The 24,509-nt window shown below is 70.3% G+C and carries 20 protein-coding genes; 8 read left to right on the top strand and 12 right to left on the bottom strand.

Annotated features, from left to right (window positions below):
* Positions 1-79: 79 nt before the first annotated feature.
* Positions 80-490 carry a hypothetical protein gene (locus AC0Z9V_RS10630; protein ID WP_133082706.1) on the bottom strand — a complete coding sequence of 137 codons (411 nt, stop codon included), beginning with the start codon at positions 488-490 and terminating at the stop codon, positions 80-82.
* A gap of 258 nt (positions 491-748) precedes the next feature.
* Here AC0Z9V_RS10630 and AC0Z9V_RS10625 point away from each other — a divergent pair, with 258 nt between their 5' ends.
* Complete coding sequence (locus AC0Z9V_RS10625; protein ID WP_459267557.1) at positions 749-1,669, top strand: phosphodiesterase; 921 nt, start codon at positions 749-751, stop codon at positions 1,667-1,669.
* 12 nt (positions 1,670-1,681) lie between these two features.
* Here AC0Z9V_RS10625 and AC0Z9V_RS10620 read toward each other — a convergent pair whose 3' ends face one another.
* From AC0Z9V_RS10620 to AC0Z9V_RS10600, 5 genes are all read right to left on the bottom strand, one after another.
* On the bottom strand, positions 1,682-2,482 hold the full coding sequence (locus AC0Z9V_RS10620; protein ID WP_133082708.1) for an MSMEG_6728 family protein: 801 nt from the start codon (positions 2,480-2,482) through the stop codon (positions 1,682-1,684).
* 42 nt (positions 2,483-2,524) lie between these two features.
* Entirely contained in the window at positions 2,525-4,054 is a 1,530-nt protein-coding gene (locus tag AC0Z9V_RS10615) for a stealth family protein (RefSeq protein ID WP_432206147.1), read from the bottom strand.
* A 185-nt stretch (positions 4,055-4,239) separates the two neighbouring features.
* Positions 4,240-5,409, bottom strand: a complete 1,170-nt coding sequence (locus AC0Z9V_RS10610; protein WP_133082710.1) for a glycosyltransferase — start codon at positions 5,407-5,409, stop codon at positions 4,240-4,242.
* Between the two features lie 87 nt (positions 5,410-5,496).
* Positions 5,497-6,246, bottom strand: a complete 750-nt coding sequence (locus AC0Z9V_RS10605) for a potassium channel family protein (protein WP_133082711.1) — start codon at positions 6,244-6,246, stop codon at positions 5,497-5,499.
* A 121-nt stretch (positions 6,247-6,367) separates the two neighbouring features.
* The gene (locus AC0Z9V_RS10600) at positions 6,368-7,003 is read right to left on the bottom strand and encodes a DUF1684 domain-containing protein (protein ID WP_459288389.1); all 636 of its coding nucleotides are present in this window, start codon (positions 7,001-7,003) and stop codon (positions 6,368-6,370) included.
* Positions 7,004-7,084: 81 nt separating this feature from the next.
* Here AC0Z9V_RS10600 and AC0Z9V_RS10595 point away from each other — a divergent pair, with 81 nt between their 5' ends.
* Both AC0Z9V_RS10595 and AC0Z9V_RS10590 read left to right on the top strand, forming a co-directional pair.
* On the top strand, positions 7,085-7,837 hold the full coding sequence (locus AC0Z9V_RS10595) for a sulfite exporter TauE/SafE family protein (protein WP_133082713.1): 753 nt from the start codon (positions 7,085-7,087) through the stop codon (positions 7,835-7,837).
* A 79-nt stretch (positions 7,838-7,916) separates the two neighbouring features.
* Positions 7,917-9,197, top strand: coding sequence for a cell division protein PerM (locus tag AC0Z9V_RS10590; protein WP_459267561.1), 1,281 nt, complete (start codon positions 7,917-7,919; stop codon positions 9,195-9,197).
* A 138-nt stretch (positions 9,198-9,335) separates the two neighbouring features.
* On the opposite strand, the gene AC0Z9V_RS10585 is transcribed toward AC0Z9V_RS10590, so the two are convergent.
* Complete coding sequence (locus AC0Z9V_RS10585) at positions 9,336-9,782, bottom strand: hypothetical protein (protein WP_208740429.1); 447 nt, start codon at positions 9,780-9,782, stop codon at positions 9,336-9,338.
* A gap of 56 nt (positions 9,783-9,838) precedes the next feature.
* Between AC0Z9V_RS10585 and purN the strand changes: the two genes are divergently transcribed.
* On the top strand, positions 9,839-10,420 hold the full coding sequence (gene purN, locus AC0Z9V_RS10580) for a phosphoribosylglycinamide formyltransferase (RefSeq protein ID WP_133082716.1): 582 nt from the start codon (positions 9,839-9,841) through the stop codon (positions 10,418-10,420).
* A 1-nt stretch (position 10,421) separates the two neighbouring features.
* The gene (gene corA, locus AC0Z9V_RS10575) at positions 10,422-11,438 is read left to right on the top strand and encodes a magnesium/cobalt transporter CorA (protein WP_133082717.1); all 1,017 of its coding nucleotides are present in this window, start codon (positions 10,422-10,424) and stop codon (positions 11,436-11,438) included.
* A 117-nt stretch (positions 11,439-11,555) separates the two neighbouring features.
* Here the strand turns inward: corA and AC0Z9V_RS10570 are convergent, their stop codons facing one another.
* Complete coding sequence (locus AC0Z9V_RS10570; protein ID WP_485141461.1) at positions 11,556-14,273, bottom strand: alpha-amylase family glycosyl hydrolase; 2,718 nt, start codon at positions 14,271-14,273, stop codon at positions 11,556-11,558.
* A gap of 150 nt (positions 14,274-14,423) precedes the next feature.
* Here AC0Z9V_RS10570 and AC0Z9V_RS10565 point away from each other — a divergent pair, with 150 nt between their 5' ends.
* Positions 14,424-15,026, top strand: a complete 603-nt coding sequence (locus AC0Z9V_RS10565) for a DUF6318 family protein (protein WP_485141460.1) — start codon at positions 14,424-14,426, stop codon at positions 15,024-15,026.
* Positions 15,027-15,101: 75 nt separating this feature from the next.
* Here AC0Z9V_RS10565 and AC0Z9V_RS10560 read toward each other — a convergent pair whose 3' ends face one another.
* Entirely contained in the window at positions 15,102-16,454 is a 1,353-nt protein-coding gene (locus AC0Z9V_RS10560) for an MFS transporter (RefSeq protein WP_133082720.1), read from the bottom strand.
* Between the two features lie 141 nt (positions 16,455-16,595).
* Between AC0Z9V_RS10560 and purH the strand changes: the two genes are divergently transcribed.
* Positions 16,596-18,200 carry a bifunctional phosphoribosylaminoimidazolecarboxamide formyltransferase/IMP cyclohydrolase gene (purH, locus tag AC0Z9V_RS10555; RefSeq protein ID WP_485141459.1) on the top strand — a complete coding sequence of 535 codons (1,605 nt, stop codon included), beginning with the start codon at positions 16,596-16,598 and terminating at the stop codon, positions 18,198-18,200.
* Between the two features lie 177 nt (positions 18,201-18,377).
* A complete protein-coding gene (locus tag AC0Z9V_RS10550) occupies positions 18,378-20,600 on the top strand; it encodes an NADP-dependent isocitrate dehydrogenase (RefSeq protein WP_485141458.1) in 2,223 nt (740 codons plus the stop codon).
* A gap of 134 nt (positions 20,601-20,734) precedes the next feature.
* Here AC0Z9V_RS10550 and AC0Z9V_RS10545 read toward each other — a convergent pair whose 3' ends face one another.
* The 3 genes from AC0Z9V_RS10545 to mmsB form a co-directional block, all read right to left on the bottom strand.
* On the bottom strand, positions 20,735-21,814 hold the full coding sequence (locus tag AC0Z9V_RS10545; protein WP_485141457.1) for a Gfo/Idh/MocA family protein: 1,080 nt from the start codon (positions 21,812-21,814) through the stop codon (positions 20,735-20,737).
* A gap of 215 nt (positions 21,815-22,029) precedes the next feature.
* Positions 22,030-23,127, bottom strand: a complete 1,098-nt coding sequence (locus AC0Z9V_RS10540) for a substrate-binding domain-containing protein (protein WP_133082724.1) — start codon at positions 23,125-23,127, stop codon at positions 22,030-22,032.
* A 77-nt stretch (positions 23,128-23,204) separates the two neighbouring features.
* Positions 23,205-24,506, bottom strand: coding sequence for a multiple monosaccharide ABC transporter permease (mmsB, locus tag AC0Z9V_RS10535; protein WP_133082725.1), 1,302 nt, complete (start codon positions 24,504-24,506; stop codon positions 23,205-23,207).
* Between the last annotated feature and the right edge of the window lie 3 nt (positions 24,507-24,509).

Genomic DNA, 24,509 nt, shown 5'->3' with positions numbered 1-24,509 from the left:
TCCCCAAGCGAGCCCCAGGAGGGACCCGGCTGTGCCGATGCGCCCGGACCCTCCTGGCGCATCGGACGCCGCAGCCGGTCTACTTCTTCCTGCGGTCCAGGATGAGGGACAGGGCGATGCCCACCATCCAGACGTCCTTCGCGACGGCTGTGCCGTCCTGCGTGGGACGGATGCCGTCCTCCTGGGTGAGTTCGGGGGTCCGGAGGTACATCGTCATCATGCCCGACGAGAAGGCGAGCAGGCCCAGACCGGCCACCCTGCTCGGGACGAACGGCGCGAGCAGCACCGAGCCGAGGGTGATCTCCGCCGCCGCGAGGTACCTGCCGAACTTCTCCGCCTCGAGCCGGCTCAGCTGGGGGAAGGCCTTGGCGGCCATGGACTGGAGGTAACCCGCGGAGCCCTCGTCCAGGCCGGTCTTCCCGAGGCCCGAATTGAGGATGAAGGCGCCCGTGGCGAGACGGAGGGGGATGTGGCTGGGGCGGAGTCCCATGGTGATGCCTTTCGCTGCTGGAAGAATGCTTCGCTTGTGAAGCCTACGGCGCGTGCTGCCGCCCCGCCAGTACTCCCGCATTCCCTCCGGGCACCCGGGCGGCCGCCCGGCGCGGGAGGGTGCCTGCGGGATCGCCGCTGGTGCCCTCCCGCAGGAGTTTCCCCGATGTTCTCCGACGTGCCGCAGTGAGTTCATCGGGTGGGCCGGCACCTCTGCTGGAATGGTCGGACACGACGATCAGCTATCGGAGTAGGTTCCATGGTCCCCAGGACAGCAGAACACCCCCGGCCGCAGCACTTCCTCCTCCACCTGAGCGACACGCACCTCGTCGCCGGCGACGGTCCGCTGTACGGCGCGGTGGACAGCGAGCAGCGGCTGCGGGAGGTCTTCGACGACCTCGAGGCGTCAGGCGCGCGCCCGCAGGCCATCGTGTTCACGGGCGATCTCGCCGACAAGGGGGAGCCCGGCGCGTACTCGAAGCTCAGGGCCCTGGTGGATCCTGCGGCGGCCCGCCTCGGAGCCCGGGTCATCTGGGCGATGGGAAACCACGACGACCGGGCCGCCTTCCGGGCGGGCCTCCTCGACGAACGCTCGTCCGTCCGCGCGGACGCTCCGGTGGATGCGGTGCACTTCGTCGACGGACTGCGCATCATCACGATGGACTCGACCGTTCCCGGCCACCACCACGGCGAGTTCACCGCCGAGCAGCTCCGGTGGCTCGCGGGTGAGCTGGAGGTGCCCGCACCGCACGGGACCATCCTCGCCCTGCACCACCCTCCCGTTCCCAGCGTCCAGGACCTGGCCGTCCTGGTGGAACTGCGGGACCAGCGCTCCCTCGCCGGTGTCGTCCGCGGCTCGGACGTGCGGACCATCCTCGCCGGGCACCTGCACTACTCCACGACCGCGATGTTCGCCGGCGTCCCCGTCTCGGTGGCGAGTGCCACCTGCTACACGCAGGACCTGCTGTTCGACGGCGGCGGCACCCGCGGACGGGACGGCGCGCAGTCCTACAATCTCGTGCACGTGTACGAGGAGACGATCGTCCACTCCGTGGTCCCGGCGGGCCGCCACACCCCGGTGGGCGAGGTGGTCCCCCGGGAGGAGGCCCGCCGCAGGCTGGACGCGCACGGGGTGACGATCACCGACGGGCGCCGGGTGCGCGAACTCGCCTCCGCCTGAGGCGCGGGCCGGTCAGGCGTCCAACGCGTCGGGCAGGCCGACGCTGAACAGCGTCCTCGGATCCTGGAGCAGCGCGGGTGGGTCGAAGTCCGAGCGCTCCAGCCAGCCATGGAGGCTGGCCGGGCGGAGGAGTCCGTCCTCGTGCATGAGGACGCGGCCGACGCGACCGGTGCGGAAGTGCCGGCCGTCCGGATCGGCGATGGCCACGGCGTCGCCGTCCTCCAGTGCCTCCTCGAACGTGTGCAGCTGCCGCTCCCATTTCGGGGCTGCGCGCCCGCTGGGCGGGACCGGGGGCATGAGCAGCGTGGCATCGCCCTCCGGCGGATGCGACGCCGCACGCCACACCCACAGCCGGCGCCCCTCCGGTTCGGCCGGGACGAGCTCGTGCTCCGGCTCCGGCCAGACGTACGGCAGGTCCTCGGGGATGCCGGGGAACCTGCTCCGGTAGATCTCCGGAGCCTTCTGGATCAGGTTCGACTGGTGGCTGACGTGGAGGGCCGGCTCCCCGAGCCATGGCGGCATGGCCACGTCGGGGTCCTCGAGGACCCCGGGCGCGAACTCGAGGATCTGCCGGTGCGTCGTGTCGGCATGCCCGCGGGAGACCCACTCCGCGACCATGGCCAGCCCGTACACGGTCAGGGCCGGGACGTAGCCCATCCACATGCGGATCGCGGGGTGCTGGCGCCAGCCGTAATCAGGGATCACGAGTGCGCGCAGTGCCTGCAGGGTCTCCACCCGTTGCTTGCCGAGCCTCGCCTGGTCCAGCACCGCGGCGCTCGCGGCGAAGTCGGGGTACGGCAGGAAGGTCTGCATGCCGCCAGTCTCGCATGCGTCCCCGACGCCGGGACGGAGGCTTCAGATCTCCCAGGGAGCCTTGACCGGGAAGTACTTCTCGAGGAAGTCCCGGACCAGGTGGGCCCGCTCCTCGGCGGGGACCTCGGGGAAGCTCCCGTCATTGAGGCAGAAGAAGTCCTGGTTGCGCTTGTCGAGCAGCTTGATGAGGCTGCTCAGCCCGGAGCGCATCGTGGTGTCGACGTACTTGACCTTCGCCATCTCCTGGGTCACGGCACGGCCGGTCAGCAGGGCGTAGTAGTGGTACAGGGAGTTGGTGACGGAGATGTTGTCCTTGGCGCGGAAACGCGACGCCGCCGTGGCGGCGAACTCGGCCGCGAACTCGTCCTCCATCTCGAGCAGCACGCTCTTCCGCAGGGGCGCTGCCGTGTGCTCGAGGTGCCGGGTCGTGATCCTGCCGAAGCGCTCGTGCAGCAGGCGCCGGTTGACGCGCGCCGCGTTCTCGAATCCGCTCCGGTCGGCGTCGTTCTCGCCCAGTCCGATGCGCGTGTCGGCCTCGATGAACTTCGTGATCCCGCCGGGCGAGAAGAACATGTCGGGAGCGACGGGACGTCCGAAGAACATGTCGTCGTTCGAGTACAGGAAGTACTCCGACAGTCCGGGGATGTGCTGCAGCTGTGCCTCGACGGCCTGGGAGTTGTGGGTCGGCAGCACGGACGGATCGCTGAAGTGCTCCTCGGAGCGGACGAGCGTCACCGACGGGTGGTCGGCGAGCCAGGCGGGCCGGTCCGAATCGGTGGCGATGAAGATGCGCCGCACCCATGGCGCGAACATGTAGACGGAGCGCAGCGCGTACTTGAGCTCGTCGATCTGGCGGAAGCGCGCCTCGTGGTCGTCGCCCTCGCCGACCACCACGCCCTGCATGCGGGCGGCGCGGGCCGCCTGGTACTCGGGGCTGCTGCCGTCCACCCAGGAGAAGACGAGGTCGACGTCGAAGTCGATGTCCGTCGCGTGGTCCGCGAACATGTTGTCGATCGTCGGCCAGGAGAGGCCATGCCGAACCACCTCCCCGCGCACCACCTCTGCGGCGGGCAGGGTGCGGCGGGTCAGGGAGTTCTCCACGGGCAGCTCGATCGTGGTCTCGCCCAGGGCCCAGAGCTCGATCTGCACCCCGGCGGACGGCCCGTAGGCGAGACCGCCGAGGGGCTCGATGCGCGGGCGGAACAGGCGGAAGATCCGGGCCCTGCCGCTCTTCGAGAGCTCGCCGTCCCCGACGAGCAGGGTGGTGCGCCGTTTCGTGTCGACGGTGCGGGAGTAGAAGGGCTCGTCGCGGCACGCCTCGACGAGCGCTGCGCGGAGCTTCTCGCGGTCGTTCAGGTCGACGGCGATCACGGGCCGCTGGTCGTTGCCGCGCACCAGCAGGAACCCGATGCCGGCGTCGTCGAGGGCCGTGCGGATGAACAGCAGGTCCTCGACCATCGCCTGGTGCGGCGTGCGGTCGGAGTTGATCAGCGTGAAGCGCCGTTTGACCGTGGTGATGTCGGAGCGGCCGTCGAAACGGGCTACCGCCGCGCGAGACGCCGACTCGAGGATCTCGGCTTCATTCTCCGGCTCGGGTGCGCCGAAATAAATGTCGTGTTGGGCAGCGGTGTCTGTAATCGGAACCTCCGGGGGTGGGTGTGTCGAATCCCCATGATAGGGCCTGTGGGGGTGCTGCGATTGCGACGAGGCACGATACCGCTTCGGGTGGGTGCCGTCCAGCCTTCCGGCCGGCGGGTTCAGTGTTGGACGGGAGCCCTGCGGTGCTCGGCGACGTCCGCGCGTTTCCGCTGCACGGCGATGGCCTTCCCGTAGTAGGTGGTGAGCTGCTCGCAGAGGACGGGCCACGTGCGCCCCTGCACCGAGGCGTGGGCGGCCCGGCCGAACGCGCGGCGCTTGGCGTCGTCGCCCATCAGGTCGGCCACCGCGGCGCGGAGGCCCTGCAGGTCCCCGGGTCCGTAGATCCATCCGGTGCGCGAGGGGTCCACCAGGTCCAGGGGGCCGCCCCGGCCCACCGCGACCACCGGCACCCCGGAGGCCATGGCCTCCTGGATGGTCTGGCAGAAGGTCTCGGACTCTCCCGGGTGGACGAAGAGGTCGAAGGTCGCCACCCTGCGCGCGAGGTCGAGGCCGGCCTGGAACCCGGCGAAGTGCGCGCGGGGCAGGCGTGTCCGCAGCTCCTCCTGCTGCGGACCCGATCCGATGATCACGAGGCGGGTCCCCGGCAGCGCGTCGAGCACCGCGAGGTCCTCCACCTGCTTCTCCGCGGCGAGCCGGCCCACGTAGCCGATGATGCGCTCGTGCGGCTCGGCGACGGTGGCCCGCCAGGCGGCGTCGTACCGGTCGGGTGAGAACCGTTCGGTGTCGACGCCGCGCCGCCACAGGTTCAGCCGCTGCACCCCGCGGGACCGCAGCTGATCCAGCGCGGCGGAGGACGGGACGAGCGTCAGCGTCGAGGCGTCATGGATGTTCTGCACGCGCTGCCACAGCAGCGGTTCCAGCCACGGGAAGCCGTAACGCGCCGCGTAGGCGGGCACCTCGGTCTGGTAGACGGAGACGGTGGGCAGGCCGAGCTGCGCACTGGCCTGCACGGCACGCCAACCGAGGACGAAGGGAGAGGCGACATGCACGACGTCGGGCCGGAAATCCGCGAGGAGGCGGCGCACCCGGGCCACGGTGCCGGCGGCGAGCCGCACGGTCGCGTACCCGGAGAGGGGTACGGAGGGCAGCGCGTGGACGGGGTAGCCCTCCACCCACGCCGGTGCCTCGTCGTCGGACCGGGACGACGACGGCGCGATCACCAGGACCTCGTCTCCCCGGCTGCGCAGGTGGGCGAGCACGTGGAGCAGCGACTGGGTGACCCCGTTCATCTGGGGCAGGAACGATTCTGCGACAACGGCGATCCTCACCGGCCCAGCGTCGCCCGCGCAGGCGGAGGAGCGGCCACGGAAGGATGGAGGCCGGGTGAACGCCGGGCGAAATCGCCGTCCCGGCGGTCACTCGGGGCCGGGGCGACCCTGGTGGGAGCCGTGGGTGAGCTGCCGGGTCAGGGTGTCGATCTGCAGGCTGACGCTCTTGAGCTGGTCCTGGACCTGGGTGTCGGACTCGGCGGTCCGGCCCTCCGCGGCCTGCGCGGCGGCGACGTTCTCCACCAGCCATGAGGCGAACGCCGCGGTGACGGCACTGAGGACCCCGATCCCGCCGATCATCAGGCCTGCCGCGATCAGGCGCCCTGGTCCGGTGACGGGGTAGTAGTCGCCGTAGCCCACGGAGGTGACGGTGGTCAGCGCCCACCAGAGCGCATCGGGGAGGGTCACGATGGTCGCCCCCGGGGCGTCCTGTTCGACGTCGAGTACCGCGAGTGCGCCCGCGTACCCGAGCACCGTCATGGCGGAGACGACGTAGAGCACGATATGGCCGCGCAGCGCGTCACCGCCGGAGCGGTTGAGGACGCGCAGGAGGGGGATCAGCCGCAGCAGCCGGAGGGGCCGCAGCATGGGCAGCAGCAGGATGACGAGTTCGTGCAGGTGACGGAGGAACCAGCGGCCGCGCGCGGGTGCCAGGGCGAGATTCACGAGGTAGTCGAGGAGGAAGAGCCCCCAGACACCCCAGACGACACCCTCGAGGAATCGCGCGGCGGCAGGCCCGGGATCTCCCGTGACCTGGATCGAGTAGGCCGCGAGGTAGAGGACGGCGGCGATGATGAGGGGCACCTCGGAGCGACGGCGCCACTGGTCCTGCTTCATCGGGTCGTGTTCATCGGGTCGTCCTCATCGTTCGGGCTCCTCGCCGGTGGACGGCGCCCACGTCGCCGTAGCTCCCAAGCCTACGGACTGCCGGGCCGTCGCGCAGTGCCGGCCCGACCGGTCAGTACGCGCGGTAGAGCTCGCCGACCGGGGCCTCGTCGAGCAGCCGGTTGCCCGGCCCGGGCAGGGGGCAGGCCCACTCCTCGTCGTAGGCGCAGGAGGGGTTGTAGGCGAAGTTGAGGTCGACGACTAGGCTGCCGGGTGCGCGCCCCTCACCGAGGTGCGCGCCCTTGATCGTGTCCAGGACGTAGCGTCCGCCCCCGTACGTGCCGCCGGGCCTGCCCGCGGTGGCGTCCCGCACCGGGAGGAAGAGCCCGCCGCCGTAGGATCCGAGCTTCCAGAGGGCCAGTCCACCGAGGCCCGGCAGCAGGAGGGTGCCGAGGCGGTGGAACGGCACGACGCCGTCCGTGCCGGTGGCGACCTCCATCAGTTCGCCCGCGCCGTCGTCGTCGAGGATCGCCTCGAAGCGGAAGGCGGGATCGTAGGGCGCGACGGCCAGGCCGCGGAAGGAGGACCTGGCCTGCTCCGACAGGGCCGACGCCGGGTGGACCCGGAACAGCTCGTCGCGACCCGTCCGCCACAGGGCGTGCGCCGCTTCGGGGGACTCCGCGACGGCGCGCTCGCGGACATCGGCGTACAGGCCGAACACGCGCCGGCGCCAGTCGGCCGTGGCCAGTGCGGTGGTGGCTGCTGTCATACGGACAGGCTACCGTCGGGCGGTGCTCCACGGCAGGCGGACCGGGTGAGCAGGTGGTTGCCCCGGCGTACTGTAGCTGGGGTGACCCTCGGCATCTTCTCCATCGTGCTCGCCTCCGTCCTCGTGGGGGCCGTCGCGCAGCGCATCGCCGGACTCGGGTTCGCCCTGCTGATCGCACCCTTCCTCGTGATCATCCTCGGCCCGCACGCCGGTGTGCTCCTCGTCAACATCTGCGGTGTCGTGTCCTCGACGATCATCGTGGGCCGCGTGTGGAAGGACATCGACTGGAGCATGTTCCGCTGGCTGGTGGTACCGTCCCTGTTCGGGTCGGTGCCCGGTTCCTTCCTCGCGGTGGCCGTGCCGTCGGCGCCCCTGTCCGTCACCGTCGGCGCCGTCGTCCTCGTGGCACTGACCATCTCCCTCGTGCTCCAGCGCTCCGACGTCGTCGTCCGCGGCAACGTGCCGAAAGTGGTCGCCGGCTTTACGGCGGGCCTCACCAATTCCATGGCCGGCGTGGGCGGCCCGGCGGTGAGCGCGTACGCCGTCCTCTCCCGCTGGCCACAACGCCCGTTCGCCGCGACCCTCCAGCCCTTCTTCGTCTGCATCGGCACCGTGACGCTGGTTGCGAAGCTGATCCTCGACCCGTCCCAGGCTCCGGTGCTCGCGCCGTGGATGTGGATCGCGATCGGGCTGGCCATCGTCGCCGGCATCTTCGCCGGCGAGAAACTGGGACGCTTCGTCCGCGACCACCAGGCCCGGCTGTTCGTCCTCGTCATCGCGTTCGTCGGCGCGGGGCTGGCCGTCGTCAAGGGGCTCGTCGACCTCCTCGGGTGACAGGCGCCACCGGGCGGGCAGCGGTCGGCGCCCGCGTCGCTCGGCCCCGGCGGAGGCTCCCGGTGGCACCATGGAGGGGATGAAACTCCCCACCAAACCCCGTTCCCTTCCCATGCCCCTGTGGCTGCAGGGGGTGTTCGAGCTCGGCCAGGCCGCCCTGATCTCGGCGCTGCTCGTGGTCCTCCCCGTCGCCGCCGTCTGGCTGACGGGCGGATTCGCGGACCGCACGGCCGAGTCGGCGGCGCGGCTCGCCGGCCAGGGATGGCTCGTGATGCACGGGGTCCCGCTCGTCCTGCAGTTCCCGGCAGGCGTGGCCGGAGCCGAGGCGTCCGCGGGGCTGCTGCACGTGATCCCCTTCGGCCTCATCCTGGTGCCGTTGCTGCTCGCGTGGCGGGCAGGGCGGCGGCTCGCCCGCGCCTCCTACACGGACCAGCTCTGGCAGGCCCTGCTCGGGGCCCTGGTCACCTATGCCGCCATCGGCGCGGCCGTCGCCTACGTGTCCACGAGCGCCGACGCCTCCGCTCCGCTGGCCGCGGGAGCCCTGATACCGCCCGTCTCCGCCGGGATGGGCCTGATCACCGGTGCCTACCGTGAGGCCGGCGCCTGGAGCCGCCTGGTCGGTGTCGACTTCGCGGCGTGGGTGGGCCGTACGAGCCAGCACTCGCGCTGGGCGGGGTCCTACGCGTGGTCCGTCCTCCGCTCGGGGTTCCTCGCCGTGCTGGTCGCGGCGGGCCTGTCCGCAGTACTGCTCGCGGTGGCGATCGGCCTGAACTGGGCGGGGATCGCGGCGATCTACGAGCGGATCGACGGCGGGATCGCCGGTGCGTCGGTGGTGACCCTGCTCCAGCTCGGGCTCCTGCCCAACTTCGCGGCGTGGACGATGGCCTGGTCCACGGGGGCGGGATTCGCGCTCGGCACGGGCAGCTCCATCACCCCGCTCGCCAGTACCGTGGGTCCGCTGCCCGCCCTGCCCGTCCTCGGCGCGCTGCCGGCCGGCATCCTCGAGTACGGCTACGCCGCGCTGGCCATCCCGGTCGTCGCGGGACTCCTCGCCGGCTGGTGGTTCTTCCGCGAGGGCGAGAACCACTTCGACGAGTGGCTCGTCCTGCACAGCAAGCAGCGCTGGCTGACCGCGACGGCGTCCACCCTGGCCCTCGCGGGGCTCATCGGCATCGCGGCCGGGCTGGGTGGTGCCGCCGTCGCCGCCCTCTCGCGTGCCTCCCTCGGCCTCGGCCGTCTCACCGAGCTGGGGCCGGATCCGCTGACCGTCGGCCTGTGGTTCGCGATCGAGGTGGCCGTCGGCGCCCTCCTCGGGCACGCCGTCGGGCCCCTGCTCGAGCGGGAACCGCGGCGGCGCTGACGCGCCGGTGCCGGCCTGCGCTGTCGGGACGCCCCTCCGCCCGACGCCCCTCCGCCCGACGCCCCTTCGGTCCGGGCGCTACCAGTCCAGGCGCCACCAGTCCGGGCGCTATCGGCCCGGGTGCCACCAGTCCGGGCGCTACCGGCCCGGTGCGAAGCCCTCGAGCTTCCTGAGGCCTTCCTCGCAGTCCGCCTGCGCCTGCAGCGTGAGGGCACGGGACATGCAGTCCTCGTAGTTCTGCGTGACGGGCCACAGGAGGACCGAGGCCGTGGTCCCCGCCGTCAGGAACAGGGCGGCAGCGAGGCCGAGGGCCGTCGCGACGACCACGAACCGGGACAGTTTCGCGCTGATCGCCTTGACGAGCGCGACGACGCCGGCTCCGAGGGCGAACAGCGCCAGGACGAGCCCGAGGACCTTCCAGGGCAGGACCAGGCTGCTCGCGACCGCCCCGCCGAGCAGGGCCAGCAGGAACAGGCGCAGCCACAGCCCGGCCGACGCGGCGCGCGCGGCAGCGGCGTCGTCCGGACCTCCCCGCCCGCTCCCGACGCTGCGCGATCCGCTCGGTCTGGTGCCCTGCTCCGTCATCGTTCCTCCCTCGGCATGGTTAAACCCTAGGTGAGACGAGACCCTAAGGTTGAGCCATGCGCATCGTAGTACTCGTCTCCGGCAGCGGATCGAACCTCCAGGCCGTGATCGACGCCGTCGCCGACGGCAGCCTTCCCGTGACCATCGCCGCCGTGGGGGCGGACCGGCCCGGGACGGGCGGCGTGCAGCGGGCGCGCGACGCCGGCATCGCCACGTTCGAGGTGGACTTCCGGCAGTACGGGGACAGGGCGGCATGGAACCGGGACCTCACCGCGGCGGTCGCCTCCCACGCTCCGGACTACGTGGTTTCCTCGGGCTTCATGCGGATCGTCGACCAGCACTTCCTGGATGCGTTCCCCGACCGCTACCTGAACACCCATCCCGCCCTCCTGCCCAGCTTCCCGGGCGCCCACGGTGTCCGTGATGCCCTCGCCTACGGGGTCAAGGTGACGGGCTGCACCGTCATGATCGCGGACGCCGGGGTGGACACCGGCCCCATCCTCGCGCAGGCCCCGGTCGCCGTGCTGCCCGACGACACGGAGGACTCCCTGCACGGTCGCATCAAGGTCGAGGAGCGCCGGCTCCTGATCGAGACGCTCGCGGGGCTCGCGGCCGACTCCGCCGCAGCGGGAGCCTGAGATGCCCGTCGTCGCCAATGCCGTGTACGTCGGCGGGGAGACCCGCATCGATCCCGAGAACCTCGACAAGACGTTCGAGATCATGCGGGACAGCGGCGGTATGGGCTGGATCGGCCTGTACCGTCCCGAGCGCGAGGAGATCCACGCGGTCGAGGCCGAGTTCGGGCTGCACCCCCTCGCCGTCGAGGACGCCACCAACGGACACCAGCGGGCGAAGCTCGAACGCTACGGCGACACCCTCTTCCTCGTGCTGCGCCCCGCGCGCTACCTGGACGCCGAGGAGAAGGTGGAGTTCGGGGAGCTGCACCTCTTCGTCGGCCATGACTTCGTGGTGACCATCCGGCACGCCGAGTCGCCGGACCTCGGCATCGTGCGGCGGAGGCTCGAGGCCGATCCGACGCTGCTCGCCGCCGGGCCCCAGGCCGTCCTGTACGCGCTGCTCGACCAGGTGGTCGACGAGTACGAGCCCGTGGTGCGGGGCCTCGAGAACGACATCGACGAGATCGAGGACGAGCTGTTCGGGGGAGCGCCGGATGTCTCGCGCCGGATCTACGAGCTGCATCGCGAGGTGATCGAGTTCCAGCGCGCCACGCAGCCCCTGGAGGCCATGATGGACGCCCTGCTGCGCGGGTCCGAGAAGTACCAGGTGGATTCCGAGCTCGGACGCAACCTGCGCGACGTCCAGGACCATGTGATCCGCGTCGTCGAGCGCGTGAACACGTTCCGCGCCCTGCTGCAGAACGCCCTCACGGTCCATTCGACGCTCGTGGCGCAGCGCCAGAACGAGGAGATGACGCGGCTGACGGAGACGTCGCTGAGCCAGGGGGAGGAGGTCAAGCGCATCTCGTCGTGGGCGGCCATCCTCTTCGCGCCGACCCTCATCGCCTCCGTCTACGGGATGAACTTCGACGTCATGCCGGAACTGCACTGGGCCCTGGGCTATCCGTTCGCCCTCCTGCTGATGGTGGCGATGGGCATCGGGCTGTGGTGGACGTTCAAGCGCAACGACTGGCTGTGACCCGCTCCGACCTCTCGAGGCACGAGGGAAGGACCACTCGTCAGGCCTGCATGACCAGTCCATGACGGCGGCCGGGACCCGAGGGGGCCCGGCCGCCGTCGTGCCGTGCAGGCGGAGTCAGCGGGTGCTGATCACCTTGGTGCGGTGGTCGTAGACGAACGTGATCGGACCGCCCGGATGGGTCAGGGCGATATTGGTGCCGTTGAACGCGCCACCGGCTCCGTAGTTCTCCGTCCAGGACCGGTTCAGGGCGGCCTTGTACTCGTAGCTGCCGGCGGGCAGCTCCTCGATCCCGAGGAGCCAGGTCTGCGATGCGGCGTCGAACGTCATCTGCGCCTGGTCGCACGCCGGGTCCCAGTCGGCACCGCAGCCCAGTTCGGAGTCGAGGCTGCCGGCCACCGCCACCGTCCCGGGCTGCTCGATGACCGATCCGACGCGGACCGTCCTGGTATCGCTCACGGACGTACCGAGCACGGCCCGGTACTGCACCCGGGTGCCCTCCGCGAGGTCCAGGGAGGCGAGGTCGTCGACCGCCGTGTAGGTCGGCGACGAGTCGTCGGTGCCGATCGGGGTCCAGGCCCCACCCGCGATGCTGCGCTCGATCGTCACCGTGTACTCGGAGTCCCCGGGACTCGCCGTCGCGGTGACCTCGACGTCGCCCTGCACCTGCGTGCCCTCGGCGGGCAGGCCCATGGTGAGCCGGGGTGCGGGGACGACGGCCGACGCGGTCGGGCTCGTCCTCGTGTGCCGGCCGTTGTCGAGCACGACGGCGCGGTACTCGACGGCGGCCCCGACGGGCAGGGCGCTGGTGTCGTGGTAGACGCTGTAGGGGGTGTTATCGTCGGTGCCGATGCTCGTCCAGCCGGCGCCGGGCGTGCGTGCCTCGAACGTGACCTCGTAGAACGAGGAGCCGGCGACGTCGGCCGCCACCCGGGTCCGGCCGTTGTCCTCGGTGGCAGGGGTGGGCTGCTGCAGCGCGATGGCCGGCGCCTTGCTCGAATGGGGGACCTTCCCGGAGAGCTCGTACACCACGGTGGACAGTGCGGGGACGGTCACGCTCAGGGTGCCGTCGCCGGCCGACCTCGCACGCTTCGGCGCATCCCCGTACACGAGGCCGAAGCTGCGCTTCGCCGCGTAGGTGGGGATGGCTGCGGTCTGGGGCTCGGTGCTGTTGTTCAGCGCCACGACGTACTCGCGCTGCTCCTCGGCGTCCGTCCGCGAGAACGCGTAGATGCCGGGGCCGTCCGCGGCGTAGCGGTGCTGGTGGGCGCCGTCGCGCAGGGCCGGGTGCTCCGCGGTGATCCCGGCGAGCGTGGCGATGCCGCGGTAGAGCGGGTGGCCGGTGTCGAAGTTGTCGGTCGCATGCGTCGCCGCGGTGCCGAGCAGGTCGTCGTCGAGGTACTCGGGCACCTGGCTCGCGAACAGCGTCTGGCGTGCGTCCTGGTCACCGCCGGGGCCGGTGAAGCCCTGCTCGTCGCCGTAGTAGATCACGGGGTTGCCGCGCGAGAAGTACATGAGCTCGTGCGCGAGGGTGTCCCGGGCCAGCAGCTCGTCCTCGGCGGCGCCCGGGTTGTCGGCGGCGAGGAAGCTGCCGATCCGCCCCATGTCGTGGTTCCCCAGGAACGTCGGCAGGCTGTATGCGTTGGAGTCCGCATCGGTGTACCAGTCGTCGCCGGCGAAGAAGGCCTGCAGGTCCGAGGCGGGAGCACCCTGGGACGCATAGCCCCGCGCCGCCGCCTGGAACGGGAAGTCGAGCACGGACTGCATGCGGTTGCGCGTGGTGAACTGCGAGGTGAAGGACTTGGTGGTGTCGAAGACCTCGCCGAACATGAAGAACTCGTCCTTGCCCTGCTCCTGGGCGTAGGAGAGCACCTCGGGACCGAAGGCCTGCCAGAACTCGTCGTTCACGTGCTTCATGGTGTCGATCCGGAAGCCGTCGACGCCGAAGTCCGCGATCCACGTCTTGTAGATGTCGATCATGCCGTCGACCACCCGGGGGTTCTCGGTGGAGAGGTCGTCGAGCCCGAAGAAGTCGCCGTAGTAGGCGTCCTCACCGGCGAAGGTCGTGTCGCCCCGGTTGTGGTAGAGCGTCGGGTCGTTCAGCCACTCGGGGACCTTCAGGTCGCGGTCGGCCTCCGGGACCACGGGGACGTACGGGAACGACGTCGCGGCGTCGAATGCCGGGAAGGTGCCCGTGCCCGCGTAGTCGCGGTCGTCGAACGCGGCACCGTCGGCGTCGCGGTAGGGCTCCTCGTCCTTCGAGATGTACGGTGCGCGCTCTCCGGCGTCGTACCCGATCACGTCGGCCGTGTGGTTGGTGATGATGTCGAAGTAGACCTTCATGCCGCGCTCGTGGGCGGCGTCGATGAGGGCCTTCAGGTCCTCGTTGGAGCCGAGGTGCGGGTCGATCTGCGTGAAGTCGGTGATCCAGTAGCCGTGATAGCCGGCGGAGTCGTCCTCCGGCTGGACGGCACGGTTCTTGAAGCTCGGGGTGAGCCAGATGGACGTGGTCCCCATGCCCTGGATGTAGTCGAGCTCCTGCAGCAGGCCCTGGAGGTCTCCGCCGTTGTAGTAGCCCTTGCGGGTGGGGTCTAAGCCGGACACCGACGGATCGGGTCCCAACCCGCCGTCGTCGTTGGCCGTGCTGCCGTTCCGGAAGCGGTCGGCCATGACGAAGTAGAAGTTCTCGTCGGTGACGGCGGAGCGGAGGGAGTGCCGGGCTTCGGCCGCCGGCGGGGAGCCGGGATCCTCGGGTGCGGCGGTGGCGGGCAGTGCCGTGACGGAGCCGGCGACGAGGGCGGTCAGCACGACGACGGTGGCGTGGCGAGGTTTCACATGTCTCCTTCGTGGGAAAGGACCAGCGTGTCCCACGTCACAGGAGGAGTCAATCCTGCGCGGCCCGGTCGGCCCCTGAAGTTGCCTGGGGCACCGGTAGGGTGGGGGAGGCCTCCGGCCACTCCGATCTCGAACACCGTTGGGACTCTCATGAACACCTCGCGCATCGCGGCCACCGCCGCCCTCACCCTGCTGGCGCTCACAGCCTGCGCCGGCACCTCCGAGTCCACGCCGGCGACCCCGGCCGGGACCCGGCCGTCCCCCGCCAGCTCCTCCGCCGCAGCCTCGAACATCCAGCGGCCCGCGACCAACGACCTCGTCGGGGAGGTGTCCGCCGAGGGCGCCCGGGCGTTCCTCTACTACTACTTCGACCTCAAGGCCTATGTCCTGCAGACCGGGGACGCGGCCGCCGTGCTCGAGGTCCTCGACGGAGCGGCGAGCGAGCAGGCCGAGGCGGAACGGCTGAAGGCCGTGTACGACGGCGGCGGGTGGGTGCTCGGCGGCCAGCCCAAGGTGGAGAACGTCTACCTCACCACGCCGGAGGACGAAGTGGTGGAGGGCGCCGATGTCACCGCCCTGATCCCCGTCAACCCCGACGCCTACACCGAGTTCGCGGAGGACGGTGCGGTCGCCGAGCAGCGTCCGTTCTCGCCGGCCGGCACCATCTACACCGCCACCGCCCGCTACGCCGACGGCGCGTGGAAGGTCACCTCGCTCGAGGAGACCCCGGACGCGGTCCTGCCCGAGGCCTAGCCCGCACGGGCGGCCCGCGACGAGGAAGGGGTGCCACCGCTGCGGCGGTGGCACCCCTTCCTCGTCCCGGGCCGGTCAGCGCAGCGTGGCGTTCCGGGTCTCGGGGGCGTTGAAGGCCATGAACACGACGGCGAGGAGCACCAGTCCGCCGGTCAGGGCGAACGTGAGCGGCAGGCCGAGGTAGGGCCACAGGAGCGTCCCGAAGATCAGGGGGACCAGGCCCGCGCCGATCCGGGAGATGGTCGACGCCCAGCCGAACCCGCTGCCCCGCAGCTCCGTCGGGTACAGCTCCGAGACGTAGGTGTAGAGGACGGGGATGGCCACCTGCACCACGAAACCGAAGCCCAGCAGCCATGCCGTGGCGGCGGCGGGCAGGTCGAGCGTCAGCGCGAAGACGACCAGGAGCGCGGCGGAGCCGGGACCCGTGACGGCCAGCAGCCACTTGCGGCCCACGCGCTCCACGAGGAGGGCGGCCGCGATCACCCCGAGGAAGCCGACGCCGGTCATGAACGTCGTCGTGATGAAGGCGACCGACTGGGCGTAGCCCGAGGCGATGAGGATCCGCGGCATCCACGTCAGGGCACCGTAGTAGACGAGCAGGATGGTCAGGAACAGGCTCCAGGCCGTGAGGGTGATGCGCCAGTCGTAGCGCCACAGCCCCGCCAGCTGGCCCGAGACACTGCCGAGCGAGAGCCGGGGCGTCTGCTCGGGCTCCGGCAGGCGCCATTCCCGCTGCTCCGCGCCGGTCCGGGCCACCAGGTCGTCGATGACGGTCCTGGCCTCCTCGCCCCGGCCGCGCTGCACGAGGTAGAGCGGCGATTCGGGGACACCGCGCCGCACCCAGAAGACGAGGAGTGCCGGGAGCACCATGACGAGCATCGCGTAGCGCCAGCTGCCCGACTGGGCCACGACCACCGTCGTGACCACCCCGCACAGGAAGGCGCCGACGGGCCACCACGCATCCATCGCGGTGAGGACCCGGCCGCGCTGCCGCCGGGGCGTGAACTCGCCGACCAGGGCGTAGTCCACGGGGATGCAGCCGCCGAGGCCGAAGCCCGCGAGGAACCGGAACACGCAGAACCAGACGATGTCCGGGGAGAACGCCCCCAGCACGGTGAAGACCGAGAAGACGAGCAGCGTGAGGGTGAAGGCCCGCTTGCGACCGATGATGTCGGCGACCGAGCCCCAGGCGAAGGCCCCGACCGCCATGCCGATGAGGTTCGACGTCGCGACCCAGGCCGCCTGGCCGGAGGACAGGCCCCAGTCGTCGATCAGGAGGGGGATCAGGTAGGCGTTGAGGGTCACGTCCCAGGCGTCGAACATGAAGCCGAGGCCGCCGATGAGGAAGATCTTCCCCTGGACCTTCCAGCGCCAGGGGAGGTCCTGCACCACCTGGTCACCGGTGGGGAGTTGCGTATGGGTGTTCATGATGCCTTCTCGGAGGGTGCTGTTCTGCCAGAACTGTACCGCCAGCCACCCGGGACCCCGTGCCGTCCCCTCGCGACCGGGCAGGGCCGCACCTATAGACTTGGTGCCGACCCCAGCGACGCTCTACTGACGGAGATCTGCGTGAGCCTGACCCACCTCGACCGTGTCCCCATCCGCCGAGCACTGATCTCGGTGTTCGACAAGACCGGCCTGGAGGAGCTGGCACAGGGCCTGCACCGTGCGGGCGTCTCCATCGTCTCCACCGGCTCGACCGCGCAGCGCATCGCCGCCGCGGGCGTCCCCGTCACCGAGGTGTCCGAGGTGACCGGATTCGCCGAGACCCTCGACGGGCGCGTGAAGACCCTGCACCCCAAGGTCCACGCCGGCATCCTCGCGGACCGCCGCCGGCAGGAGCACGTCGACCAGCTCGCCGAGCTCGACATCGAGGCGTTCGACCTCGTGGTGGTGAACCTGTACCCCTTCGTCGAGACGGTGCGCTCGGGCGCGGAGCCCGACGCCGTCGTCGAGCAGATCGACATCGGCGGACCCGCCATGGTGCGGTCCGCCGCGAAGAACCACCCGTCGGTCGCCGTCGTCGTGGATCCCGCCCGCTACGGCGACGTGGTCACGGCGGCCGCGGAGGGCGGCTTCGACCTGAAGGCACGACGCCGGCTGGCCGCCCTCGCCTTCGCGCACACCGCCGCGTACGACACCGCCGTCGCGTCCTGGACCGCCGAGCAGTTCGAGACCGACGACGACGCCTTCACCTGGCCGGGCTACGCGGGCCTCGCGCTCGAGCGCTCCGAGGTGCTCCGCTACGGCGAGAACCCGCACCAGCAGGCGGCACTGTACGTGGAGAAGGGCGCCACGCCGGGCATCGCCCAGGCCGACCAGCTCCACGGCAAGGCCATGAGCTACAACAACTTCGTCGATGCCGACGCCGCCCTCCGCGCGGCCTTCGACTTCGAGGAGCCCGCGGTCGCGATCATCAAGCACGCCAACCCGTGCGGGGTCGCGGTCGGCTCGGCAGACGCCGAGGACCCCATCGCCGACGCCCACGCCAAGGCCCACGCCTGCGACCCGGTGTCGGCGTTCGGCGGGGTCATCGCCGCGAACCGCGAGGTGACCGCCGGCATGGCCGCCACGGTGAAGGACATCTTCACGGAGGTCGTGATCGCGCCGTCGTTCTCCGCCGGGGCCGTCGAGATCCTCTCGCAGAAGAAGAACATCCGGCTCCTGACCCTGCCCGAGGGCTACGGTCGGAACCCCGTGGAGTTCCGCCAGGTCTCCGGAGGGGTGCTCCTGCAGGTCGCGGACACGCTCGACGCCGACGGCGACGACCCCTCCGGCTGGACCCTGGCCGCCGGGCAGGCCGCCGACGACGCCACGCTCGCCGACCTCCGCTTCGCCTGGAAGGCCTGCCGTGCCGCGAAGTCCAACGCCATCCTGCTGGCGAAGGACGGCGCAGCCGTGGGTGTGGGCATGGGCCAGGTCAACCGCGTGGACTCCTGCAGGCTCGCCGTCGAGCGCGCCAACTCGCTCGCCGACACCGAGCGTGCCCGCGGCTCGGTCGCGGCGTCCGACGCGTTCTTCCCCTTCGCGGACGGACTGCAGATCCTGCTCGACGCCGGTGTCCGCGCCGTCGTCCAGCCGGGCGGTTCGGTGCGCGACCAGGAGGTCATCGACGCGGCGGACGCGGCCGGCGTGACGCTGTACCTGACCGGCGCACGCCACTTCTTCCACTGACCTCCCCGCAGGCGCGCCGGCGGCTCCGGCCACCGGCGACCTGCGGGATACACCCGTCGACGCCGTCGTTCCATCGGGTCCGCCGTTAGGCGATGCCTCGGGGACCTCGGTAAGTTAGAGCCGATGGGCAAGCCCCAACCGACCGCACAACGCAAGAGCACCAGGGAGACGCCACCCATGGCCAAGATCATCTACACCCACACCGACGAGGCGCCGATGTTGGCCACCTACTCGTTCCTGCCGATCATCGAGGCGTTCGCCTCCACGGCGGGTGTCGAGGTGGAGACCCGCGACATCTCGCTCTCGGGCCGCATCATCGCCCTCTTCGGCGATCACCTCACCGAGGACCAGCGACAGGCGGACGCGCTCGCGGAACTCGGCGCACTGGCGAAGACGCCGGACGCCAACATCATCAAGCTGCCCAACATCAGCGCCTCCATCCCGCAGCTCAAGGCCGCCATCACCGAGCTCCAGGGACAGGGCTACGCGCTGCCGGACTATCCCGACCACCCCTCGACGGACGAGGAGAAGGAGGTCCGCGCGCGGTACGACAAGGTCAAGGGCAGCGCCGTGAACCCCGTCCTCCGCGAGGGGAACTCGGACCGCCGGGCTCCCGCGTCGGTCAAGAACTACGCACGCCAGAACCCGCACAGCATGGGTGCCTGGACGCCGGAGTCCAGGACGAACGTGGCGCACATGACGGGCGACGACTTCCGCTCCAACGAGCAGTCCGTCGTGATCCCCGCCGACGGCACGATCTCGATCCAGCACGTCGCCGCGGACGGTTCCGTGACGGTCCTCAAGGACTCCTTCCCGGTCCTCGCCGGCGAGGTCGTCGACGGAACGGTCATGCGGGCCGAAGCACTCAACAGCTTCCTGAAGGCCTCCGTCGCCCGCGCCAAGGAGGAGGGCGTGCTCTTCTCGGCACACCTCAAGGCCACCATGATGAAGGTCTCGGACCCCATCATCTTCGGCCACGTGGTCCGCGCCTTCCTGCCCGGGCTCTTCGAGACGTACGGTGAGCAGCTGACGGCTGCCGGTCTGAGCCCGAACAACGGCCTGGCGTCCATCCTCGGCGGCCTCGACAAGCTTCCCGAGGACGTGCGCGAGGGAGTGCAGCAGGCGATCTCGAAGGGCATGGAGGACGGCCCGGCGATCGCCATGGTCGATTCCGACAAGGGCATCACCAACCTCCACGTGCCGAGCGACGTCATCGTCGACGCCTCCATGCCGGCGATGATCCGCTCGTCGGGCCACATGTGGGGACCGGACGGCAAGGAAGCGGACACGCTGGCCGTCATCCCCGACAGCAGCTACGCCGGCATCTACCAGGTCGTCCTGGACGACTGCCGTGCCCACGGCGCCTTCGACCCGACCACCATGGGCACCGTCCCCAACGTCGGCCTCATGGCGCAGGCGGCCGAGGAGTACGGCAGCCACGACAAGACCTTCGAGATCCCTGCGGCCGGCACGGTCCAGATCCTCGACGCCGAGGGCACCGTGCTGATCGAGCACGACGTCGCGCCCGGTGACATCTGGCGCGCCTGCCAGACCAAGGACGCGCCCATCCTCGACTGGGTCAAGCTCGCCGTCACGCGTGCCCGTGCCTCGGCGACGCCCGCGGTGTTCTGGCTCGACGAGAGCCGCGCGCACGATGCGAACCTGATCGCCAAGGTCCAGGCCTACCTGGCGGAGCACGACACGGACGACGTCGAGCTGCAGATCATGACGCCCGTCGACGCGACGGCCTTCACGCTCGAGCGCATCCGCAGGGGCGAGGACACCATCTCGGTGACCGGCAACGTGCTGCGCGACTACCTGACGGACCTGTTCCCCATCCTCGAGCTCGGCACGAGCGCCAAGATGCTCTCCGTGGTCCCGCTGATGAACGGCGGTGGACTCTTCGAGACCGGCGCCGGCGGGTCCGCTCCGAAGCACGTGCAGCAGCTCGTGAAGGAGAACCACCTCCGGTGGGACAGCCTGGGTGAGTTCCTCGCCCTGGCGGTCAGCTTCGAGCACCTGGCGACGTCGACGGGCAACGCCCGCGCGCAGATCCTCGCCGACACGCTGGACCGCGCCACCGGCACGTTCCTGCTCGAGAACAAGTCGCCCAGCCGCCGCGTCGGCGAGATCGACAACCGCGGCAGCCACTACTTCCTCGCCCGCTACTGGGCCGAGGAGCTGGCCCGGCAGGAGCAGGACGCCGAACTCGCCGAGAGCTTCTCCCGCGTCGCGGAGGCGCTGACGGGCAACGAGGACACCATCGTGGCCGAGCTGCTCGCCGTGCAGGGCTCACCCGCGGACATCGGCGGCTACTTCCACCCCGACGTCACGAAGGTCACCGAGGTGATGCGTCCCTCCGCCAAGCTGTCGGAGGTCCTCGCGATCCTCGCCCGGTAGGCTCCGTCGCTCCAGCCGGTGGACAGGAGTCCACCGGCTGGAGCGACGTTCCGGGACACGGACGGGCCCCCGCGGTAGCGACCGCGGGGGCCCGTCCTTCGATGCCCGACTGCCGGGACGACGCGGGCGGACCCTCAGACGGCGTCGTTCGCGTAGCGCAGCCCGATCTGGGCCCGTACGCCGTCGAGCAGGCGCATGGTCCTCACCGTGTCACCGACGGGCATCGTGGGGCTCTCGGTCAGCCCCTGCTGGATGCAGCGCGTGACCTCGCGCAGTTCGTAGGTGTACCCGGCGCCGACCTGCTCGAAGTGCTCCACCCTCGGCTCCTCCTGACCGATCCGGACGGTCAGTTCCTTCGGGTTGTGGAGGTTTCCGCCACCGGTCTTCAGCCAGCCCTTCGATCCGGCGACCGTCGCCTGGCCCGGGCAGGAGGCGACGAGCGACGACGACAGCTGGGCGTACGCCCCGTTCCCGTAGCTCAGGGTGACCGCGTTCTGCACGTCGACGCCGTCGCTGTTCAGCGTTCCGAGCGCGGAGACGGAGTCCGGGAAGCCGAGGGAGCCCAGGGCCCAGGTGAGCGGGTAGACCGTGAGGTCCATCAGGGCCCCGCCCCCGGCCTTCGGGTCCCAGAGGCGGCTGCCGGGATCCTGCGGTGCGGGGAACCCGAGGTCTCCCTGTACCCACCGGATCTCGCCCAGCTCGCCGGAGGCGATGATCTCCCAGGCACGGTTGATGCTCGGCAGGAAGCGCGTCCAGACCGCCTCCATGAGGAAGAGCCCGCGCTCGGCGGCCAGTCCTGCCAGTTCCTCCGCCTCGGCGGCGTTGATGGTGAACGGCTTCTCGCACAGCACGTGCTTGCCGGCGGCCAGTGCGGCCTTCGCGACGTCGTAGTGCTGGGCGTGCGGCGTCGTGATGTAGACGACCTCCACCTCGGGATCGTCCATGAGCCGCTGGTATCCCGTGACCCCGCCGTCGTCACCGTAGCTGGTGGCGAACCCGAAGCGGTCGGCGAAGGCGGCGGCGCTGTCCGCACTGCGGGAACTGACGGCGTGCAGCACGGCGTCCTCGAGCAGCGCGATGTCCTGGGTGACCTTGGCGGCGATCCCGCCCGTGGCGACGACACCCCACGTGAGGGGACGGCCGGTGGCGTCGATCGGACTGGGGGCGCCTGCTTCGGCGCAGGGGGGAACGGCGATGCGGTTCTGGAGGTTCATGGACCTATCCTTGCCGCTGCGGTGGTCCCGCGTCCATCGCCGGGAGACGCCGCGCGTGGACGGGTCGGCGGCGGCGTGCCTGCGACGCGGACGGTCGCCGCGTCCCGGACGCGCATGCGGTCGTCCAGGGGGCCGGCAGGGCGGGAGACGAACGAAGCACCCCGGCCTGGGCCGGGGCGCTTCGGGTACTGCTGCCGGACGGATCCGGATCGGTGCTACTTGGTGAGTGCCGACAGCGTGGGATCGTCGGCGTACGCCTCAGCGGCGTTGTCCTTGGTGACGATCTGCGGCTCGAGGAGGTAGGCGGGGACGGTCTTCACGCCGTTCTCGTAGGAGTCGGGATCGTTGATCTCGAGTTCCTCGCCGGCCTGCAGGCCGTTCACCATCTCGATGGCGTGCTCGACCAGGGCACGGGTGTCCTTGTTGATTGTGGAGTACTGCTTGCCCTCCATGATGGACTTCACGGACTCGACCTCGGAGTCCTGGCCGGTCACGACGGGGAGCGTCTTGCCTGCACCCTCGACCGAGGTCAGGATGGCGCGGGCCAGCGTGTCGTTGGGGGAGAGGACGCCGTCGAGCTCCTCGGTCCCGTAGCTGCCCGAGAGCAGCGTGTCCATGCGCTTCTGGGCGTTCTCCGCCTTCCAGCCCTGGGTCACGGCCTGCTCGAAGGTCTCCTGGCCCGATACGACGACGAGGTTGCCGTTGTCGATCTCGGGCTGGAGGATGCTCATGGCACCGTCGAAGAAGACCTTCGCGTTGGCGTCGTCGGGCGATCCGGCGAACAGCTCGACGTTGTAGGGGCCCTCGGGCTTGGCGGCCTTCATGCCGTCGAGGAGGGCCTGGCCCTGCAGCTCGCCGACCTTGAAGTTGTCGTAGGCCACGTAGTAGTCCACGGCGTCGGTGTTGAGGAGCAGGCGGTCGTAGGCGACGACCGTGATACCGGCCTCCTTCGCCTGGGCGAGCTGGGTGCCGAGCTGCGCGCCGTCGATGGCGCCGACGACGAGGACCTTCACGCCGTTGGTGATCATGGAGCTGATCTGGTTCTGCTGCTCGGCGACGCCGCCGTTCGCGAACTGTACGTCCGGCTCGTAGCCGGCCTCGGTCAGGCCGTCGTTGAAGAGCTGCTCCGCGAGGACCCAGTTCTCCGACGTCTTCTGCGGGAGTGCGACGCCGATGGCGGATCCCGTCTCGAAACCGGCGGCTGCAGATTCGCCGCCCTCGGTCGCGGGGGCCGCCTCTTCGCGGCCGCATCCTGTCAGCGCCAGTGCTGATATCGCAGCGATGGCTGCGACGGACTTTGCGAATTTACGCATTTCCATTCTCTTTCTATTGCTCTTGCTGGGTGGACGGGTGGAGCGTTGTCGCCCGGGAAGCCGGTTCCATCCGGTTCCTAGACGTCGTGGGAGATGACTTCCTTCGTTCCGACGGCCTGTTCCGTGGGAGCAGGCCGGGGATCGGGGGTGCCGGCCTTCGCGCCGCCGCCACCTCCGCCGAAGTTCCTGGTGAGCAGGCCGATGATGGACGGCTTGCCCTGGCTCTTGTTGTAGACGTCGAAGGCGACGGCGACGAGGAGGACGATGCCCTTGATGATCTGGGTGTCGTCGGCGCCCGCGCCGAGCAGCTGGAGTCCGTTGTTGAGGACGGCCATGACGAGGCCGCCGATGATGGATCCGACCACGGTCCCCACGCCACCGGTGACGGCAGCGCCGCCGATGAACACGGCCGCGATGGCGTCGAGTTCCCAGCCGACGCCGTCGGACGGGCCGGACGCCGTGGAGCGGCCGACGAAGATCATGCCGGCGAGGGCGGCGAGGATGGACATGTTCATCATGACCATGAAGTTCACGCGCTTGCTCTGCACACCGGAGAGTTCGGCCGCGTGGCGGTTGCCGCCGACGGCGTAGACGTGGCGGCCGAGGATCGTCTTGTTGGAGATGAAGGCATAGATGATCACGAGGACGCCGAGGATCAGGCCGGGGACGGGGAAGGACGTGCCGGGGCGACCGGTCGCGAACAGGTACGTCGCGTAGAGGATGACGGCGGAGAGCAGGACGACCTTGGTGACGGGGACCCACATGGGGGGGACGTCGGCCTTGATCCTCTCGAGCTTGCGGCGGCCGCGGAACTCGCTGTAGATCACGAACGCCACGAGGGCGAAGCCGATCAGGAGGGTCAGGTTGTTGTAGCCGGTGGTGGGGCCGACCTCCGGGAGGTAGCCCGCGCCGAGGTACCGGAAGCCCTCGGGCACCGGGACGGTGAGGGAGTTGCCGACCGACTGGTTGGCGCCACGGAACAGGAGCATGCCGGCGAGCGTGACGATGAACGCCGGTATGCCCACGTAGGCGACCCAGAAACCCTGCCAGATCCCGATCACCGCGCCGAGGACCAGGCCCAGGAGCACGCCGAGGTACCAGGGGATACCCCAGTCCCGCATCGCGATCGCGACGACGATGCCGACGAACGCTGCGATGGACCCGACGGAGAGGTCGATGTGCCCGGCGATGATCACGAGGACCATGCCGATCGCCAGGATCAGGATGTAGGAGTTGCCGTTGAAGAGGTTCATCATGTTCACGGACGTGAGCGTCTTGCCGCCCGTGCGCCACTGGAAGAACACGACGAGCGCGACCAGGGCGAAGATCATCCCGAACTGGCGGGTGTTCCCGCCGAATATTTGTTTGAGGGAATTCATGGT

Source organism: Arthrobacter sp. UYP4 (assembly GCF_057291175.1).
This window is presented reverse-complemented; position numbering and strand designations above follow the sequence as displayed.

Excerpts from the sequence above, each read along its gene's own strand:
- corA (WP_133082717.1), top strand. The coding sequence starts at position 10,422 with ATGCCCGTCGTCGCCAATGCCGTGTACGTCGGCGGGGAGACCCGCATC.
- mmsB (WP_133082725.1), bottom strand. The coding sequence starts at position 24,506 with ATGAATTCCCTCAAACAAATATTCGGCGGGAACACCCGCCAGTTCGGG.
- AC0Z9V_RS10560 (WP_133082720.1), bottom strand. The coding sequence starts at position 16,454 with ATGAACACCCATACGCAACTCCCCACCGGTGACCAGGTGGTGCAGGAC.
- AC0Z9V_RS10605 (WP_133082711.1), bottom strand. The coding sequence starts at position 6,246 with ATGAAGCAGGACCAGTGGCGCCGTCGCTCCGAGGTGCCCCTCATCATC.
- AC0Z9V_RS10600 (WP_459288389.1), bottom strand. The coding sequence starts at position 7,003 with ATGACAGCAGCCACCACCGCACTGGCCACGGCCGACTGGCGCCGGCGC.
- AC0Z9V_RS10585 (WP_208740429.1), bottom strand. The coding sequence starts at position 9,782 with ATGACGGAGCAGGGCACCAGACCGAGCGGATCGCGCAGCGTCGGGAGC.
- AC0Z9V_RS10545 (WP_485141457.1), bottom strand. The coding sequence starts at position 21,814 with ATGAACCTCCAGAACCGCATCGCCGTTCCCCCCTGCGCCGAAGCAGGC.
- AC0Z9V_RS10630 (WP_133082706.1), bottom strand. The coding sequence starts at position 490 with ATGGGACTCCGCCCCAGCCACATCCCCCTCCGTCTCGCCACGGGCGCC.
- AC0Z9V_RS10590 (WP_459267561.1), top strand. The coding sequence starts at position 7,917 with ATGAAACTCCCCACCAAACCCCGTTCCCTTCCCATGCCCCTGTGGCTG.
- purN (WP_133082716.1), top strand. The coding sequence starts at position 9,839 with ATGCGCATCGTAGTACTCGTCTCCGGCAGCGGATCGAACCTCCAGGCC.
- AC0Z9V_RS10550 (WP_485141458.1), top strand. The coding sequence starts at position 18,378 with ATGGCCAAGATCATCTACACCCACACCGACGAGGCGCCGATGTTGGCC.
- AC0Z9V_RS10625 (WP_459267557.1), top strand. The coding sequence starts at position 749 with ATGGTCCCCAGGACAGCAGAACACCCCCGGCCGCAGCACTTCCTCCTC.
- AC0Z9V_RS10565 (WP_485141460.1), top strand. The coding sequence starts at position 14,424 with ATGAACACCTCGCGCATCGCGGCCACCGCCGCCCTCACCCTGCTGGCG.
- AC0Z9V_RS10540 (WP_133082724.1), bottom strand. The coding sequence starts at position 23,127 with ATGCGTAAATTCGCAAAGTCCGTCGCAGCCATCGCTGCGATATCAGCA.
- AC0Z9V_RS10620 (WP_133082708.1), bottom strand. The coding sequence starts at position 2,482 with ATGCAGACCTTCCTGCCGTACCCCGACTTCGCCGCGAGCGCCGCGGTG.